The organism is Ensifer sp. PDNC004, assembly GCF_016919405.1.
Classification (GTDB): domain Bacteria; phylum Pseudomonadota; class Alphaproteobacteria; order Rhizobiales; family Rhizobiaceae; genus Ensifer.
The window spans coordinates 3,644,758-3,661,112 of record NZ_CP070353.1 but is presented as its reverse complement, the minus strand read 5'-3'; the positions used below and the strand labels follow the sequence as shown (position 1 = coordinate 3,661,112).

At 63.3% G+C, this 16,355-nt stretch carries 16 protein-coding genes; 7 read left to right on the top strand and 9 right to left on the bottom strand.

What is annotated here, in order from left to right:
* Positions 1–27 precede the first annotated feature (27 nt).
* From JVX98_RS25860 to JVX98_RS25845, 4 genes are all read right to left on the bottom strand, one after another.
* On the bottom strand, positions 28–1,032 hold the full coding sequence (locus tag JVX98_RS25860; protein ID WP_205239528.1) for an esterase-like activity of phytase family protein: 1,005 nt from the start codon (positions 1,030–1,032) through the stop codon (positions 28–30).
* Positions 1,033–1,217: 185 nt separating this feature from the next.
* Positions 1,218–3,113, bottom strand: a complete 1,896-nt coding sequence (gene cobT / locus JVX98_RS25855) for a cobaltochelatase subunit CobT (protein ID WP_205237905.1) — start codon at positions 3,111–3,113, stop codon at positions 1,218–1,220.
* Between the two features lie 105 nt (positions 3,114–3,218).
* Positions 3,219–4,214: a cobaltochelatase subunit CobS gene (gene cobS, locus JVX98_RS25850; RefSeq protein ID WP_043623109.1), complete on the bottom strand. Its 996-nt coding sequence runs from the start codon at positions 4,212–4,214 to the stop codon at positions 3,219–3,221.
* Positions 4,215–4,288: 74 nt separating this feature from the next.
* Positions 4,289–4,924, bottom strand: coding sequence for a J domain-containing protein (locus tag JVX98_RS25845; protein WP_205237903.1), 636 nt, complete (start codon positions 4,922–4,924; stop codon positions 4,289–4,291).
* Between the two features lie 148 nt (positions 4,925–5,072).
* On the opposite strand from JVX98_RS25845, the gene JVX98_RS25840 reads away from it, so the two are divergent.
* Positions 5,073–5,354 (top strand): BolA family transcriptional regulator, encoded by a 282-nt coding sequence (locus tag JVX98_RS25840; protein WP_192450655.1) that lies wholly within the window; start codon positions 5,073–5,075, stop codon positions 5,352–5,354.
* A gap of 15 nt (positions 5,355–5,369) precedes the next feature.
* Here JVX98_RS25840 and JVX98_RS25835 read toward each other — a convergent pair whose 3' ends face one another.
* The 3 genes from JVX98_RS25835 to JVX98_RS25825 are packed head-to-tail and all read right to left on the bottom strand — an operon-like array spanning position 5,370 to position 8,390.
* Complete coding sequence (locus JVX98_RS25835) at positions 5,370–6,677, bottom strand: HlyC/CorC family transporter (protein ID WP_192450656.1); 1,308 nt, start codon at positions 6,675–6,677, stop codon at positions 5,370–5,372.
* On the bottom strand, positions 6,674–7,807 hold the full coding sequence (aroB, locus tag JVX98_RS25830) for a 3-dehydroquinate synthase (protein ID WP_205237901.1): 1,134 nt from the start codon (positions 7,805–7,807) through the stop codon (positions 6,674–6,676). The genes JVX98_RS25835 and aroB overlap by 4 nt, the downstream gene beginning before the upstream one ends.
* On the bottom strand, positions 7,800–8,390 hold the full coding sequence (locus JVX98_RS25825; RefSeq protein WP_043623123.1) for a shikimate kinase: 591 nt from the start codon (positions 8,388–8,390) through the stop codon (positions 7,800–7,802). The genes aroB and JVX98_RS25825 overlap by 8 nt, the downstream gene beginning before the upstream one ends.
* A gap of 234 nt (positions 8,391–8,624) precedes the next feature.
* Here JVX98_RS25825 and JVX98_RS25820 point away from each other — a divergent pair, with 234 nt between their 5' ends.
* The 5 genes from JVX98_RS25820 (at position 8,625) to JVX98_RS25800 (ending at position 12,704) form a co-directional block, all read left to right on the top strand.
* Positions 8,625–8,774 (top strand): hypothetical protein, encoded by a 150-nt coding sequence (locus JVX98_RS25820; protein WP_192450658.1) that lies wholly within the window; start codon positions 8,625–8,627, stop codon positions 8,772–8,774.
* Complete coding sequence (gene xerD, locus JVX98_RS25815; RefSeq protein WP_192450659.1) at positions 8,771–9,727, top strand: site-specific tyrosine recombinase XerD; 957 nt, start codon at positions 8,771–8,773, stop codon at positions 9,725–9,727. The genes JVX98_RS25820 and xerD overlap by 4 nt, the downstream gene beginning before the upstream one ends.
* A 64-nt stretch (positions 9,728–9,791) precedes the next feature.
* On the top strand, positions 9,792–10,745 hold the full coding sequence (locus JVX98_RS25810; RefSeq protein WP_034806530.1) for an acetyl-CoA carboxylase carboxyltransferase subunit alpha: 954 nt from the start codon (positions 9,792–9,794) through the stop codon (positions 10,743–10,745).
* Between the two features lie 280 nt (positions 10,746–11,025).
* Entirely contained in the window at positions 11,026–12,468 is a 1,443-nt protein-coding gene (locus JVX98_RS25805; RefSeq protein ID WP_205237900.1) for a murein L,D-transpeptidase family protein, read from the top strand.
* Entirely contained in the window at positions 12,468–12,704 is a 237-nt protein-coding gene (locus JVX98_RS25800) for a sulfurtransferase TusA family protein (protein ID WP_205237899.1), read from the top strand. The genes JVX98_RS25805 and JVX98_RS25800 overlap by 1 nt, the downstream gene beginning before the upstream one ends.
* A gap of 45 nt (positions 12,705–12,749) precedes the next feature.
* On the opposite strand, the gene JVX98_RS25795 is transcribed toward JVX98_RS25800, so the two are convergent.
* A complete protein-coding gene (locus JVX98_RS25795) occupies positions 12,750–13,895 on the bottom strand; it encodes a GTP-binding protein (RefSeq protein ID WP_205237898.1) in 1,146 nt (381 codons plus the stop codon).
* A 12-nt stretch (positions 13,896–13,907) separates the two neighbouring features.
* Entirely contained in the window at positions 13,908–14,978 is a 1,071-nt protein-coding gene (locus JVX98_RS25790; protein ID WP_205237897.1) for a D-alanyl-D-alanine carboxypeptidase family protein, read from the bottom strand.
* 201 nt (positions 14,979–15,179) lie between these two features.
* Here JVX98_RS25790 and JVX98_RS25785 point away from each other — a divergent pair, with 201 nt between their 5' ends.
* On the top strand, positions 15,180–16,343 hold the full coding sequence (locus JVX98_RS25785; RefSeq protein ID WP_205237896.1) for a M20 aminoacylase family protein: 1,164 nt from the start codon (positions 15,180–15,182) through the stop codon (positions 16,341–16,343).
* The last annotated feature ends 12 nt before the right edge of the window (positions 16,344–16,355 follow it).

Sequence of the window (16,355 nt, the reverse complement as noted above, 5' to 3'; positions counted from 1 at the left end):
GCGGAGATCCGCCTTTCAGGCGTTGGCTTACTGCGTCAGCGCGGTGTTGAGCCGGAACTCCAGCATCAGGTTGCGCTCCAGGATCGAATGGTTGTCGTCGGAAACGACGATGACCCGCACTTCGCCGTCGGGGCGCACGACGACGTCGAGGCCCTCCATGTTGTCGATCTGGTAGCGCATGTCCGCCTCCAAGACGACGTCGCCGTCGACGACCGCACCGGGCTTGATCCTGTCGCCAGGGATCCGGCGGATCTGCATGCCGAGCCCCGAACCGAAGGAGAAACGCCGCTCCAGGAGAAGCAGGTCGCCGTTCGGCAGGAAGGCGCCATCGGTCGCCGCATAGGGATCCTTGCGCACGACGCTGAATGCGCCGCGTTGCGGTCCGTCCAGGATGCCGGCAAGAAGATTGTCCGCCTTGTCGACACTGCGCTCGGCAATGGCGATCATCGCGCCTGCAAGCGGGCTGTCTTTCGGCGAGACGGCAATCGTTTCGATGCCGGCATTGCTGCGCAGCTCGCTGATCGGGAACGGCAATGCCAGGCTTCCGATCGGCTTCGAGCCGGCAAAGCCCGGATCCGGGTAGATGTCGATGCGATGGGCCTGCTCGTAACTGACGATCGCCTGGCCGTCACGAAGAGCAAGCCCTTCCGAATCCACCTTCCATTTCGCAAGGCCCACATCGCCGTTGCGATCCGCCATCGGTGTGGCGGTCAGGTTGGTGATCCCAGAAAGCCTCCCCTGCTCGTCACGGGTCACGGCCCCTTCCAGCCAGTGGCCAGTGTCCATGACGGCGACGAAAGAGCTGCCGTCATGACGAAAACGGATCGCCGAGACGGCGCCGAACAAAGGATTTGACGAGGTCATCTCCAGACCGCCGAGAAACTCCAGGGCGCCGAACCGGGTGGCGCTGGAGCCGACCTCGAAAGAGCTGATCTGACGGCTGCGGATCGGCAAGTCTTCACTATCGGAAGCGGACCATGCCGGGTAGGCCGAGGCCAAGAGGAAAAGGGCAAGGAGACCGCGGCCAAGCATCAAGAGAAGTACCTTCAGGGGAGCATCGGGAATGAAGCGGCGTGCGAACATAGCAACGCCACCAGGCATTGTCGCTTGGTAGACTGTAAAACTATGTCCGTAAATTGACTTCGGCCACCAGCGATGCGTGCAGGCGCTGATTGGCAGCTCGGAGGCGATGTTCCACCGCCCCCAAGCGGGAAGGATCACCCGGCGCGGCGAAGACGCGAGGGACCACGGCGCTGGCTTTCGTCCTCGAAGAGTGCGGCCAGCTGCTCGGTCATCGCGCCGGCGAGCTCGTCGGCATCGACGATGGTGACGGCGCGGCGATAGTAGCGCGTCACGTCGTGACCGATACCGATCGCCAGGAGCTCCACCGGCGAGCGCGTTTCGATCTGCTCGATGACCGCGCGCAGGTGCCGCTCAAGATAATTCCCGGGATTGACCGACAGCGTCGAGTCGTCGACCGGCGCACCGTCGGAAATCATCATCAGGATGCGGCGCTGTTCGCGCCGCGCCATCAGCCGCTCATGCGCCCAAATCAGCGCCTCGCCGTCGATGTTTTCCTTGAGCAGGCCTTCCCGCATCATCAGGCCGAGATTGCGGCGTGCCCGGCGCCACGGAGCGTCGGCAGACTTGTAGACGATGTGGCGCAGGTCGTTGAGGCGACCCGGAGCCTGTGGCTTGCCGCTGGCGAGCCACTTCTCGCGTGACTGCCCGCCCTTCCAGGCTTTGGTGGTGAAGCCGAGGATCTCGACCTTGACGCCGCAACGCTCGAGCGTGCGCGCCAGGATATCGGCGCAGGTGGCGGCAACCGTGATCGGCCGGCCGCGCATCGAACCGGAATTGTCGATCAGCAGCGTCACCACCGTATCGCGGAAGTTGGTGTCCTTCTCGCGCTTGAAGGAGAGCGGCTGCATCGGATCGATGATGATGCGCTGAAGCCGTGCGCTGTCGAGGTAGCCCTCTTCGAGATCGAACTCCCAGGAACGGTTCTGCTGCGCCATCAGGCGCCGCTGCAGCCGGTTGGCGAGCCGGCCGACCGCACCCTGCAAGTGGGCGAGCTGCTTGTCGAGGAAGGCGCGCAGCCGGTCGAGTTCGGCTTCGTCGCATAGTTCTTCGGACGCGATGGTCTCGTCGAACTCACGGGTGAAGACGGCGTAGTCGACCTTCTCGTTGAAGTCGGCAAACGGCTGGTTCGGACGCTTGACCTCGCCGGGCGTTTCGCTGTCTTCGTCACCCTCGTCCTGGAGATCGTCGTCGGAGATCTCCGCGCCGTCCATCTCGCCTTCTTCCATCTGCTCTTCGGCAGCCTGGTTTTCATCGGCAGGGGCAGCGTCGTCGCCGGCTTCCTCGTCGCTGGCGTTCTCGTCCTGCTCCTGACTGCGCGGCTGGTCTTCGTCGGTTTCGCTTTCCTGCTCGTCCGGCTCGTTGTCGTCGTCACCGTATTTCTCGGCGACGTCCATCGAGGTCAGTATGTCGCGAACGACACGGGCGAAAGCCTGCTGGTCGTTGATCGTCGAGGACAGGTTCTGGATATCGCCGGACGCCTTGCCTTCGATGAACTCGCGCCACAGGTCGAGCACCTTGCCGGCGGATGCCGGCGGCTTCTGGCCGGTCAGCTTCTCGCGCACCAGCAGCGCCACGGCCTCGCCGAGCGGGGCGTCGGCCTGCCGCTCGATCGTTGCGAAATTCGCCTTGGCGTATTTCTCTTCGAGCATGACGTTGAGGTTCTTGGCGACACCCGCCATGCGCAGCGAACCGATCGCCTCGACACGCGCCTGCTCCACCGCATCAAAGATCGCGCGGGCGTCTGCCCCTTGCGGCGACATGGTCGCGTGGATGCGCGCATCGTGACAGGCCTTGCGCAGCGCCATGCTGTCGCCGAGGCCCCGCGTAACGCTGAGTTCCTGCAGGGTCGGGCGCTTGGAAAGTTCCGGCAGACGGATGCGTTCGCCGGTCATGCCCGGCCGCTCGTTGGCGAAGGCGACTTCCACCTCGGCATCGCCCGCGATCGATCGGATGCAGCCGGAAAGCGCCCGCTTGAACGGTTCCGCAGCATTCTCGCGCGTGGTTGGCTTTGCCTTCGAATTCGAGCTCACGACAGTTCCTTCTTCAACCAGAAGCGATAACGCCCCAGCGGGGCATTATCCGGTTTGCCACAGCGTCATGGCCCGCCCTCGCCAAAGGGACGGCAGGCCGTGGGATCAGGCGGTGGCTTCGAGCACGATGTTGGCAGCGCTTTCCTTCAGCTCGATGCCGAAGGCGCGCTGGTAGTGCTCGGCGACCAACGCCCGCTCCAGCTCGTCGCACTTGTTGAGGAAGGTCACGCGGAAGGCGAAGGCGATGTCGCCGAAGATGTGGGCGTTCTCGGCCCAGGTGATGACCGTACGCGGGCTCATGACGGTCGACAGATCGCCATTGATGAAGGCAGCGCGCGTGAGGTCGGCGACGCGCACCATCTTCGAGACGGTCTCGCGGCCCTTGTCGGCGGTGAAGCCCTTGACCTTGGCGGCAACGATGTCGACTTCCTTGTCGTGCGGCAGGTAGTTCAGCGTGGTAACGATCGACCAGCGGTCCATCTGCGCCTGGTTGATCTGCTGCGTGCCGTGATAGAGGCCGGTCGTGTCGCCGAGGCCGACAGTGTTGGCGGTCGCGAACAGGCGGAAGGCCGGGTGCGGACGGATGACACGGCTCTGGTCGAGCAGCGTCAGGCGGCCGGAGGATTCCAGCACGCGCTGGATGACGAACATGACGTCCGGGCGGCCGGCATCGTATTCGTCGAAGACGAGCGCGACATTGTGCTGGTAGGCCCAGGGAAGAATGCCGTCCTTGAATTCGGTGACCTGCATGCCGTCCTTGACGACGATCGCGTCCTTGCCGACGAGGTCGATACGGCTGACATGGCTGTCGAGGTTGACGCGCACGCACGGCCAGTTGAGGCGGGCGGCGACCTGTTCGATATGGGTCGACTTGCCGGTGCCGTGATAGCCCGAGACCATCACGCGTCGGTTGTGGGCGAAGCCTGCGAGAATGGCGAGCGTCGTTTCGCGGTCGAAGAGGTAGTCCGGATCCAGGTCCGGGACATAGGCGTCACCCTTCGAATAGGCAGGAACGCGCAAATCCGTATCAATGCCGAAAACCTCCCGGACGGAAATCGTGGTGTCGGGGAGGTTGGAAATGTCGAGGTCAATCTTGCTCATCATGTCTCCAGAGCGGCCACCGGACGGCACCCGCGCATTCGCCTGCAAAAGTGCTTCTGTAATAATCCGCGTTGTTAGCAGAAGCCAGCCTGTTTTAACAATTGGTAGGCTTGAATAACCGCGCGAAAACGCTCTTCCGACCCTCTATCTCCGCCATTGGCATCAGGGTGATGCTTTTTGACGAGATCCTTGTAGGCCGCCTTGATGTCGGCAGTCGTCGCCGAGGCTCCGAGACCGAGCGTTTCAAAGGCCTTCGCCTCGAGCGTCTTCAGCTTGCGCTGACGCGGCTCGGGACGACCGGACCGCGCCCGCGCCTCGCTGACAAAGCCGAAGGGATCGCGCATGCGGGCCTGCGCGCCGGCGGAACCGGACCGCGTCTGCGACTGGGTCGGGCCGTTCTTGGCGTTCTTGTTGACGCCGACGGTCCAGGTGGGCCGATGACCGGTAATCGCTTCCTTCTGGTAGCGGGCGACCTCGCCGTCGGAGAGGCCGGAGAAGAAGTTGTAGCCCTTGTTGTATTCCTTCACGTGCTCGAAGCAGAACATGAAGTACTGCCCCTCGGCGTTGCGGCCGACCGGCGCCCGGTGCACACCCTTCTGGTCGCAGCCGTCCCACTGACAGACAGGAGCCGCCGGCTCCGCCTGCGGCTCGACCTTGCGCCGGGTTCGAATGCGATCGAAGTATTTTGAATCGAGTCTCATGGCGCTCATTATGGGGTTTGGCGGGAGTCACAACAAGAATTGACAAAGCGGAATGTTGCTGGCTTTGTGCGGGCATTTTGCGCCGCCGTGCCAGCAATTGCCGGGTTCTTAGGAGCTGCGAGGGGGCGACAAGCAAACAGCAAAATTGGACGGAAGAATGTCGCTCACCGAGACCATCGAAAAGAAGCTGACCGAGGCCTTCCACCCTGAACGGCTCGAGGTCATCAACGAGAGCCATCAGCATGCCGGCCATCAGCCGGGCTTCGATGGCAGCGGCGAGTCCCATATGCGCGTGCGCATCGTTTCAAGTGCCTTTACAGGCATGAGCCGTGTCGCCCGCCACCGCGCCATCAACGATCTCCTGAAGCCCGAACTCGACGCCGGTCTGCACGCGCTCGCGGTCGAGCCAGCCGCCCCCGGCGAGCCGACCCGCTGGTAAAGGCAATCGCGGTGATCAGGTCGGCGGAGCGCCCTCTTCCGCCGGGCGGATGCGCAGCTTGGTGATGCGGTTCTTCACCCGCTTCATCACGATGAAGCGCTTGCCGTGGAAGGTGAAGGCCTGGCGCTCCTCGGGAATGCTCTTGGATTCGTGGATGACCAGACCGGCAACCGTCGTCGCCTCCTCGTCCGGCAGCGACCAGTCGAGCGCGCGGTTGAGATCGCGGATCGGCACCGAGCCGTCGACGACGATCGAGCCGTCAGCCTCCTGGCGCACGCCCTGGATATCGAGGTCGTGCTCATCGGCGATATCGCCGACGATCTCCTCCAGAATGTCCTCCAGAGTCACCAGGCCCTGAACCTGGCCATATTCGTCGACGACGATGGCCAGATGCAGCTTGCGGCGCAGGAACGCGTTGAGCTGGTCCTTGAGGTTGGTCGTATCCGGCACGAACCAGGGCTTCTGCGCGATCCTGACGATATCCAGGTTCTCAGGCTCGACATTGGGTTCGGCCAGCGCCCGCAGCAGATCCTTGGAATGCACGACGCCGATGATGTTGTCGGTCGAGCCGCGCCAGACTGGCAGCCGGGTGAACGGGCTCTCGAGGATGTCGCGAACGCACACCTCGGGCGGCTCATCGGCATTGATCGCCCGCATGCTGGTGCGGTGGATCATGATGTCGGAGATTTCGAGCTCGCCGAGGTCGAGAACGCCGCCGAGCCGATCGCGGTCGGCCTTGATCACCGAACCCTCGCGGTGCAGCAGATCCACCGCGCCACGCAGTTCCTCATGCGCCGAAAGCATCGACATGTCGGCGGCGAGATTGACACCGAAGAGGTTCAGAATCCGACGCACGATGCCGTTGACGAGGCTGGAGAGAGGTCCAACGACCGCAACGAAGGGGCGAACGAGGGGCGCCACGGCGATCGCGAAACGATCCGGCGAGGCAATCGCCCAGCTCTTCGGCAGCACTTCCGAGAAGATGACGAGCAGCACGGTCATCGCAAGTGTGGCGATCGCCACACCGCTGTCGCCGAGCAGGCCAATCAGCAGGCTCGTCGTCAGCGACGACGCCAGAATGTTGACCAGGTTGTTGCCGATCAAAAGCGTACCGATCAGCCGGTCGCGCCGTTCGATCAACCGGTTGACGATGCCGGCCCGCTCCTCGCCGTTGTTTTCGAGCGTATGCATGCGCGAGCGCGAGGCGGCAGTCAGCGCTGTTTCCGAGCCCGAAAAGAAAGCCGACAGCAACAGCAGGCAGAAGACCGACAGGATCGACAGCCAATACTCCGCCAGGAAGGCAATGAAGGCTTCGCCGGTCATTGCGGGTGTTTTTCCCTCAGGAAGTTCAGGACCTCGGACGACGGAACGTCATCGGCGACGAAGGACTGGCCGACGCCCCTGGTCAGGATGAAGGTGAGCTTGCCGCCCTTGACCTTCTTGTCCTGGGCGATCGCATCCATCAGCCGTTCGGCCGGCGGCAGCGTGCCCGGGATTTCCGCCATGCGCGTCGGCAGGCCGACCGCCCTCAGATGCGCCTCGACACGGGACGCATCGTCGGGGCTTGCAAGGTTCATGCGCGCCGAAAACTGATGCGCCAGCACCATGCCGATCGAAACGCCTTCGCCATGTACCAGCCGGGCGCTGTCATATTCGGTTGCCGCCTCCAGCGCATGGCCGAAGGTGTGGCCGAGGTTGAGCAATGCCCGCAGGCCGTTCTCGCGCTCGTCTGCGGCGACGACATCGGCCTTGGCCTGGCAACTGACCGCGATCGCCTCGATACGGGCAGCGCCGCCGGCAAAGACCGCCTGCCAGTTGTTCTCGAGCCAGGCAAAGAAGTCCGGCTTGTCGATCAGCCCGTATTTCGCCACTTCAGCATAGCCGGCGCGGAACTCGCGCTCACTCAGCGTGTCGAGCACGTCGGTATCGGCCAGCACCAGGTCCGGCTGGTGGAAGACGCCGATGAGGTTCTTGCCATGCGGCGAATTGATGCCGGTCTTGCCGCCGACGGAGGAATCCACCTGCGCCAACAGCGAAGTCGGGATCTGGATGAAGCGCGAGCCGCGGCGCACGATGCCGGCGGCAAAGCCGGTGAGGTCGCCAATGACGCCGCCGCCAAGCGCGATCACCGCATCGTTGCGCTCGATCCGGGCGCCGAGAACGGTTTCGCAGACGGGGATCAGATGTTCGAAGCTCTTGGTCTTCTCGCCAGCGGGAAGCACCAGCGACACGGCGTCGATATCGCGCTCCTTCAAGCTCGCCATCAGTGGCTCGAGGTAGCGCGGCGCGACGTTCTCATCGGTGATGACCGCCATCTTGCGCCCCTTGAGGCGAGCCGCGATCTCATGGCCGGCGGCGGCGATCAGCCCGGGACCGATCAGGATATCGTAGGAACGGTCACCGAGGTCGACACGGACCTTGCGTTCGGCGGCAGGCATCGCATGGCTATTCATGGGTCTTCTTGTCCTGGTACTCGATGACGGCGTTGAGGACGTCCTCGACCATCGTCTCTTTCTTCACATCGCGCGACAGCACCGTCAGGTCCGCTTCCGCATAGATCGGGTAACGCGCATTCATGAGGTTTTCGAGCGTCTGCCTGGGGTTCTCGGTCTTCAGCAGCGGCCGGGTGTCGCGCTTGTTGACCCGCTCCCAGAGCACGTCGAGTTCGGCATTGAGCCAGACCGTCAGGCCGCCCTTCTTGATCTGGCGGCGCGAACGCTCGTTGATATACGCGCCGCCACCGGTCGAGACCACGCGCGGCCCGCTGCGCAAGAGCCGCTTCAGCACCCGCGTTTCGAGTGCCCGGAACTCGTCTTCGCCATAGCGGGCGAAGAGATCGCTGATCGTCATGCGCGAGACGCGCTCGATCTCATGGTCGGAATCGACGAAGGGAATGCCGAGCGCCTGGGCCGTCAAGCGACCGATCGCCGATTTGCCGGCGCCCATCAGGCCGATGAACACGAGATTGCGTTTACCGAGTACAAGCTTCGCCCGCTCGGCCAGCGTTGCGGAAACCGGTTCGATCACGTCGTTCATTGGACTTCTTATTCCCCATTCCCTTTCGGTATCGACAAATCAGGGTGTAGCGTCAAGTCGTCGCGCGCGTCCGCTCACGGTTCTTGAACTCGGCGGAAGCGGCGTTCATATAGGTCTGGCACCCGCCACGGCGTCGCGCGCTCATTCCGGGCGCTGAAACGCACTGGCCGTTTGAACGCCTGCATGTATCCTTGCGTCCGCTTCGATCGAAAGGCACATGCAGAGGAGATTGAAATGCCGACCCTCTTCCGGTTCCTGTTCTTCTGTGCCGTTATCGCCGGGATAGTGTACGGCACGATGATCTCTCTCGTCACCTTCGTCGAGCCGACGCAGCGCGACGTCACCGTCAAGATTCCGTCCGAACGGGTGAACAAGACCCAATGAGCGATCTTTCCGCCGCCCACGTCGAGGCTTTCCTCGAAATGATGAGCGCCGAGCGGGGTGCCGCGATCAACACGCTGCAATCCTACGAGCGTGATCTCGAAGATGCCTCCTCGCACCTGCGCACACTTGGAACCGGGCTGACGGCAGCGACACCGGACGATCTTCGCGGGTATCTCGCCCACCTCGCCGGCCAGGGCTTCAAGGCGTCCTCGCAGGCGCGGCGGCTTTCGGCACTCAGGCAGTTCTACAAGTTCCTCTACGCCGAAGGCATGCGCGGCGACGACCCGACGGGGATCCTCGACACACCGAAGAAGGGACGCAGCCTGCCGAAGACGCTAAGCGTCGACGACGTCTCGCGGTTGATCGGCCAGGCGGAGACCGAGGCGGCAGCCGGCGGCGCCGACCACCTCGGCAGATTGCGCATGCATGCGCTGATCGAACTGCTCTATGCGACCGGCATGCGCGTCAGCGAACTCGTGTCGCTGCCGGCAAGCGTGCTGGCGCAGAACGGCCGCTTCCTCGTCATCCGCGGCAAGGGCAACAAGGACCGCCTCGTGCCGCTGTCGCAGGCGGCGATCCGGGCCATGCGGGCCTATGGCGAGGCGCTCGCCGACGAGATGGCGCGCGACGAAACTGGCAACCGCGAGAACCCGTGGCTCTTTCCCTCCTCGGGCAAGCAGGGCTTCCTGCCGCGCCAGGTTTTTGCGCGCGACCTGAAATCGCTTGCGGCCCGCGCCGGAATAAGGGTCGCCACGATCTCCCCGCACGTGCTCAGGCATGCCTTCGCCAGCCACCTGCTCGCCAATGGCGCCGACCTTCGCGCGGTGCAGGAACTGCTGGGGCATTCAGACATTTCCACGACACAAATCTATACGCATGTGCTGGAAGAACGGCTGCACAACCTCGTGCAAAACCATCACCCTCTTGCCAAACAGGCGAAAAAACAGGATTAGGACCGCCGGGCAGGCTGGTTTCGGCCCGCAGACCCTTGTCGCAAAATGATCGGAAACGCATCTCATGCACAACTATCTCGATTTCGAAAAACCCATCTCCGACCTCGAAGGCAAGATTCTCGAATTGAAGAAGCTCGCCGGCGAAGACGAGAGCGTGAACACTTCGGATGAGATCGAACGCCTGGAGACGCGCGTCCGCGACGCGATGGTCGAGATCTATTCCAAGCTGACGCCGTGGCAGAAGACCCAGGTCGCCCGCCACCCTTCGCGTCCGCACTTCCTGGACTATGCAGCAGAACTCTTCACCGAGTTCACGCCGCTTGCCGGCGACCGCAACTTCGCCAATGACGACGCCATCCAGGCTGGCCTTGCGCGTTTCCGCGGCATGCCGGTCGCCGTTCTCGGCCAGGAAAAGGGCAACGATACGAAGTCGCGCATCAAGCACAATTTCGGCAGCCCTCGTCCGGAAGGCTACCGCAAGGCGATCCGCGTCATGGAAATGGCCGATCGCTTCGGCCTGCCGCTGATCACGCTGGTCGACACCGCCGGCGCCTATCCGGGCGTTAACGCTGAAGAGCGCGGCCAGGCGGAAGCCATCGCCCGTTCGACCGAAATGTGCCTCAACGTTCGCGTGCCGATCGTCACCGTCGTCATCGGCGAAGGCGGCTCCGGCGGCGCGATTGCGATCGCCACCGGCAACCGCGTCTACATGCTGGAGCATGCGATCTACAGCGTCATCTCGCCGGAAGGCGCTGCCTCGATCCTGTGGCGCGATTCCACCCGCGCGAAGGAAGCGGCCAGCAACATGAAGATCACGTCCGAGGATCTGAAGGCGCTCGGCGTCATCGACGGCATCATCCAGGAGCCCGTCGGCGGCGCGCATCGCGACCCGAATGCGGTCATCGGTCGCACCGGAACCGTGATCGCCGACGCGCTCAAGGAACTTTCCGGACGCGATGGCGACCAGTTGCGCACCGATCGCCGACAAAAATACCTGAATATCGGCCGTAATCTCTAAGCCGGGATCGGCAGTCCTTAGGCGGGGACGGGGCGAAAGTCCCACGCCTTTCCCCTCGCCGGTCTCCATGGCCCGCGATTGCGGTAGAGTGTTTCGCAACTGCAAAGCGGAGTGTGGCCAAATCTTGGCCATATTCATAAGGTCATGAACAGCGCATCGGCAGGGCCACCCTGCAGGGTTAAGAATTCGTGAAGTATAATCGCTTAGTGATTCTCTAAAGGGCCCACCCTCGCGGACTGGGCTATCGTAGTCGAGTTTGGGTTTGAACGGGCCTCTGCTGATGCGTTTCTGGAACCTTTTAGCTTCCGCCGCCATTGTCGCCACACTTGCCGGCTGCACCAACGAAGCGCTGGATGCGACGACGTCGGTCGATATCAAGTCCGTCAAGAACAAGACCGAGTACCAGGTCTCTGCGCCGATGGTCAGAAAGATGACCGAACTCGGCATGCAGAAGCAGGCGCCGATCGCGTTGCGCATCTTCAAGGAAGAAGGCACGCTCGAGGTCTGGAAGGCCAATACGGCCAACCGTTTCCAGCTCTTGAAGACCTACAAGATCTGCGCCTGGTCCGGCAAGCTCGGCCCCAAGGTGAAGGAAGGCGACCGGCAGGCGCCGGAAGGTTTCTACCCGCTCTTCCCCCGCCAGATGAACCCCAACTCCAACTATTATCTGGCGATCAACACCGGCTATCCCAACGCCTACGACAAGGCGAACGGCCGCCAGGGCACGCACCTGATGATCCACGGCGCCTGCTCGTCGTCGGGCTGCTACTCGATGACCGACGAGCAGATGATCGAGATCTTCGCGCTCGCCCGCGACAGCTTCAAAGGCGGCCAGGAAAGCGTACAGCTGCAAGCCTTCCCCTTCCGCATGACCGCGGAAAACATGGCGCGGCACCGCGACAATCCGAATATCGACTTCTGGAAAATGCTGAAGGTCGGTTACGACCAGTTCGAAGTCACCAAGCGTCCGCCGGAAGTCAACGTCTGCGAAAAGAAGTACGTCTTCAACCAGCAGGCCTCCGGCCCGTTCAACCCCGGCGGCCAGTGCCCGGCGATGTCGACGCCGCCGGCGCTGCAGGTGGCCATGGCTGGCTTCGAGAAGACCTACCAGACCGACTACGACAAGGCCATGAAGAAGTATGACGGCATGGTCTGGTACGAGCCGAGCGAGGCCGAGCGCAAGGCGATCGTCGCCAAGCAGCGCGTCGGCCGCGAGCTCGCCTATGCCCCGACCGGCAACTCGCTTGACGCCGGCAAGATGATGAAGGCGAGCGATCTCGAAAAGAAGCTCGCCGATCAGAAGGAAGCGGAAGAAACCAAGGTGGCTGTCGAGCTCCAGAAGAAGGAACTCGAAAAGGCGACCGATGGCGGCAAGCACGTGCCTGTCCCCGCCGCCAATCCCATTCCGCAGCCGGTGATGCAGGCAGCCGTCGAAGAGCCGAAGAAATCCTTCTGGAGCCTGTTCTCGAAGAGCGAACCGGAATTGCAGATGCCGGCTCCCGTCGTCGTGACGCCGGACCAGCAGGCAACCGCCGCACCGCAGGCACAGCCGGCTCCGGCAACGACCGCAAAGCAGGCGAAAGCAGCGGCTCCCGCCGCCCAGCAGCAGGCCGCTGCCGTGACCACGGCAACGACGCCTGCAGCCGATGCGACCGCCGAGGCGCCGGTTCTGACGGAAGAGCCGCCGAAGAAGCGCCCGTTCTGGAAGATCTGGGGCAATTAATGCCGGACGAACAGAAGATCGCCTACGACCTGAGGGGGCTTAAATGCCCCCTTCCCGTTTTGAAGACGCGTAAACGCATGACTTCGCTGGCGCCGGGCGCTTTGCTGGAGATTGAGACCACCGATCCGCTGGCGGTGATCGACATTCCGAATTTCTGCAACGAGGACGGCCACAAGCTTGTAGAGGCCGCACCCGCCGACGGCGGCCACCGGTTTCTCATCCGTAAGGGCGCGTAAGACGCCACGTCTGCCGCGCGGCAACGCTTCGATTACTGAGGTGATTTAGAACCGCATGCCCGGAACGGCGAGCGGATTGTCGGAGAGGGCCTGGGCGTCCGGCCGGTCGATGCGCGGTTTGCCGGTGAAGGCATCGAAGAGATCGCGAACGAAGTCTTCCGTCAGCCCCTTGGTGATCAGCACCATGCGCGTGCGCCGGTCATTCGGGTCCGGCCAGGCGGCAAGCCGCTCCGGCGTGTGGAAGACGTTCTGCACGCCGTGCAGGACAAGCGGCCGGTCCGGCCTGTCGGCAACCGCAACGATCGCCTTCATCCTCAAGAGCTTCTCGCCATGCGCCGAGCGCAGCAGGTCGATGAACATATCAAGCGCCATCGGCTCGATCGGCCGGTCGTGCACGATGCTGAAGGAACGGATGTCGCCGCCATGCCGCGTCACATCGTGATGGTGGTGATGATCATGGTGCTCGTGATGATCGTGACCGTGGTCATGGTCGTGGTCATGATGGTGGTCGTGGTGCGCCTCGTCCTGCAGCCAACGGCCGACATCGGCGATCTTCGATGAAGGGTCGTAAAGACCGCAATCGAACAGCTCTGCGCGCCCTGCCTCGGCACTATCGCCATCGATCAGCGGCGCGCGCGGATTGAGCGCGCGGATCCTCGCCGTCAGCGCATCACGCTCCGACGCTTCGGCAAGGCCGGTCTTGCTGATGACGATGCGGTCGGCAACGGCAACCTGCTTCAGCGCTTCCTCGTGGTTGGCGATCGTCTGCAGGCCGTTGACGGCGTCGACGACGGTGACGACGCCATCCAGCCGGAAGTTCTGCGCGATGATCGGGTTGCCGATCACCGACTGCAGCACCGGCGCCGGGTCAGCAAGGCCCGTGGTCTCGATGACGACGCGCTTCAGCGGCTTGATCTTGCCGGTCTGCATACGATCCATGAGATCGGCGAGCGTATCGACCAGTTCGCCGCGCACGGTGCAGCAGAGGCAGCCGTCGGAAAGCTCGATGACCCCGTCGCTGGAGGCTTCCACCAGCAGGTGGTCGATCGAGACGTCGCCGAACTCGTTGATGATCACGGCCGTATCCGAGAGATCGGGATCCTTCAGCAGCCGGTTGAGCAGCGTCGTCTTGCCCGCACCGAGAAAGCCGGTGAGGATCGAGACCGGCACCGCCGACAAGGGACTAACCATCATGCACTCCGATCAGAAGGCCGGCCGCGGCACCGGGATCGGCACATTGGCGACATCGCCCTGGCCGGCCGGGTCGCCGGCAAGCTTCGGAGCCTTTTCGCCGCTGCCGGCGATGAGCCCGGCGAAGGCGAGCTTCAGCGGCCGGTTGATTTCGTGGATATAGGGCGAAAGCAGCTTCTGGCGGCCGGCCTCGTCGCGGCCTTCGCTGCGAACCTTCGCGGCCGATTTCGAGCAGATCTGCTTGCTGACGTCGGCGACCATGTCGCGCGTCTCGCCATAGGGCGGGATCTGCACCAGCGACGGTTTGCCGTTGCCGTTCGTCGTCAGTGCCATCTGCAGGAGCCTTGCCGACTCGTCCGCACGCGCACCGAGGCTGTCCTCGCCGAGCACGACCGAGACGACGCTGCGCCCCTCGCGGGTGGCGGACGAAACCTGGTTGAAGCCCGAGGCGCAGATGAAGCCGGTCTTCATGCCGTCAGCCCCTTCGAAGCGGCCGATCAGCATGTTGTAGTTCGGATAATCCTTCTTGCCGGTGGTAAAGCCTTCCAGCGAGAAATAGGAGGCGTATTGCGGAAACTCGCGCTTGAGCGTGATCGCCAGCACCGCAAGGTCGCGGGCCGTCGTGTACTGGCCGGGACCGGGCAGACCGTTGGGGTTGACGAAGTTCGAGGACGTCATGCCGATGCGGCGGGCCTCGGCGTTCATCCGCTCGATGAAGGCGGGCTCCGAACCGGCGACCGTTTCGGCGATCGCGACGGCGACGTCGTTTGCCGACTTCACCAGCATCATCTTCAGCGCGCTGTCGAGCGTCATCGCTTGGCCGGGCTTGTAGAACATCTTGCTCGGCGGCTCGGCGGCGGCGTTCTTGGTCATGACGACCGGGCTCTCGAGCGTGAGCTGGCCGGACTTGATGGCGCGGAAGGCCGTGTAGGCCGTCATCAACTTGGTCAGAGACGCCGGATACCATTTCTGGAAGATATCCTGGTGCTCGTAAACCTTCAGCGAATTGACGTCGACGACCAGCCTCGGATTGGCCGCAGCCGGCAGCGCCGCAAGAAGCGTGGCGCATGTCGCCGCCGTCACTCCGAGCGCCTTTATCTTGCCACGCGTGAAAAATCCTGCTGTCACCACGATAGGACCTCGAAAATCCGCTGTTGCCTCGTCTCGTCCGGCTATTTAGCCTATATGGCGAGGAGATGGCAAAGCCCATTCACGGGCAGTGATGCCAATCCACACCGATACGCAGATACAATTAGTGATCGAACAGACCGACAGGACGAAACGATGCCGATACTCAACCGTGCCGCCGAGCTCCAGAATGAAGTCACCGAATGGCGGCGCCACCTGCACAGGAATCCGGAGCTCCTGTTCGCGGTCGAAAATACGGCAGCCTTCGTCGAAAAGAAACTGAAGGAGTTCGGCGTTGACGAAATCGTGACGGGGCTTGGCCGCACCGGCGTCGTCGGCCTCATCCGCGGCAATCTCGGCGCGGGTCGCACCATCGGCCTGCGCGCCGACATGGACGCGCTGCCGATCACCGAGACGAGCGGCAAGGACTGGGCGTCCGAGACGTCCGGCAAGATGCATGCCTGCGGCCACGACGGCCACACGGCCATGCTTCTCGGCGCGGCGAAGTATCTCGCCGAGACCCGCAACTTCGCCGGCCAGGTCGCGGTGATCTTCCAGCCCGCCGAAGAAGGCGGCGGCGGCGGCAACGAGATGGTCAAGGACGGCATGATGGAGCGCTTCGCCATCGCCGAAGTCTACGGCATGCACAACATGCCGGGCATGCCCGTCGGCCAGTTCGGCAGCCGCGTCGGCCCGATCATGGCTTCGACCGACGAGTTCACCATCACCATCAAGGGCCGTGGCGGCCATGCCGCCCAGCCGCACAAGACGATCGATCCGATCATCGTCGGAACGCAGATCGTGACCGCCTTGCAGACGATTGCGTCGCGCACAGTCGATCCGCTCGCCTCCGTCGTCGTCTCCGTCACCAAGTTCAATGCCGGTTTCGCCCACAACGTCATTCCGCAGGAAGCCGTGCTTGGCGGCACCGTGCGCACCCTCATGCCTGAGGTGCGCGAGATCGGCGAAAGCCGCATCCGCACGATTGCCGAGGGCGTTGCCCAGATCTACGGCGCGACCGTCCAGGTCGCCTACAACCGCAACTATCCGGTGACCGTGAACCATGCCGACGAGACCGGTTATGCCTTGCAGGCGGCAGCCGAGATTGCCGGTGCCGGCAATGTCCAGCCGTCGCTCGATCCGATGATGGGCGGCGAGGACTTCTCCTACATGCTGCTTGCCCGCCCCGGCGCCTTTATCTTCATGGGCAACGGTGACACCGCCGGGCTGCATCACCCCGCCTACGATTTCAACGACGACGCGATCCCGCACGGCATTTCCTACTGGGTGAAGCTCGCGGAAACGCGACTTGCCGCCTGAGGCACGGGTGGG

Coding starts and splice junctions, on each gene's coding strand:
- JVX98_RS25845 (WP_205237903.1), bottom strand. CDS start 4,924: ATGAGCGCCATGAGACTCGATTCAAAATACTTCGATCGCATTCGAACC.
- JVX98_RS25840 (WP_192450655.1), top strand. CDS start 5,073: ATGTCGCTCACCGAGACCATCGAAAAGAAGCTGACCGAGGCCTTCCAC.
- JVX98_RS25795 (WP_205237898.1), bottom strand. CDS start 13,895: ATGGTTAGTCCCTTGTCGGCGGTGCCGGTCTCGATCCTCACCGGCTTT.
- JVX98_RS25810 (WP_034806530.1), top strand. CDS start 9,792: ATGCACAACTATCTCGATTTCGAAAAACCCATCTCCGACCTCGAAGGC.
- JVX98_RS25820 (WP_192450658.1), top strand. CDS start 8,625: ATGCCGACCCTCTTCCGGTTCCTGTTCTTCTGTGCCGTTATCGCCGGG.
- JVX98_RS25805 (WP_205237900.1), top strand. CDS start 11,026: ATGCGTTTCTGGAACCTTTTAGCTTCCGCCGCCATTGTCGCCACACTT.
- cobS (WP_043623109.1), bottom strand. CDS start 4,214: ATGAGCAAGATTGACCTCGACATTTCCAACCTCCCCGACACCACGATT.
- JVX98_RS25825 (WP_043623123.1), bottom strand. CDS start 8,390: ATGAACGACGTGATCGAACCGGTTTCCGCAACGCTGGCCGAGCGGGCG.
- aroB (WP_205237901.1), bottom strand. CDS start 7,807: ATGAATAGCCATGCGATGCCTGCCGCCGAACGCAAGGTCCGTGTCGAC.
- JVX98_RS25785 (WP_205237896.1), top strand. CDS start 15,180: ATGCCGATACTCAACCGTGCCGCCGAGCTCCAGAATGAAGTCACCGAA.
- JVX98_RS25835 (WP_192450656.1), bottom strand. CDS start 6,677: ATGACCGGCGAAGCCTTCATTGCCTTCCTGGCGGAGTATTGGCTGTCG.
- JVX98_RS25800 (WP_205237899.1), top strand. CDS start 12,468: ATGCCGGACGAACAGAAGATCGCCTACGACCTGAGGGGGCTTAAATGC.
- xerD (WP_192450659.1), top strand. CDS start 8,771: ATGAGCGATCTTTCCGCCGCCCACGTCGAGGCTTTCCTCGAAATGATG.
- JVX98_RS25860 (WP_205239528.1), bottom strand. CDS start 1,032: ATGCTTGGCCGCGGTCTCCTTGCCCTTTTCCTCTTGGCCTCGGCCTAC.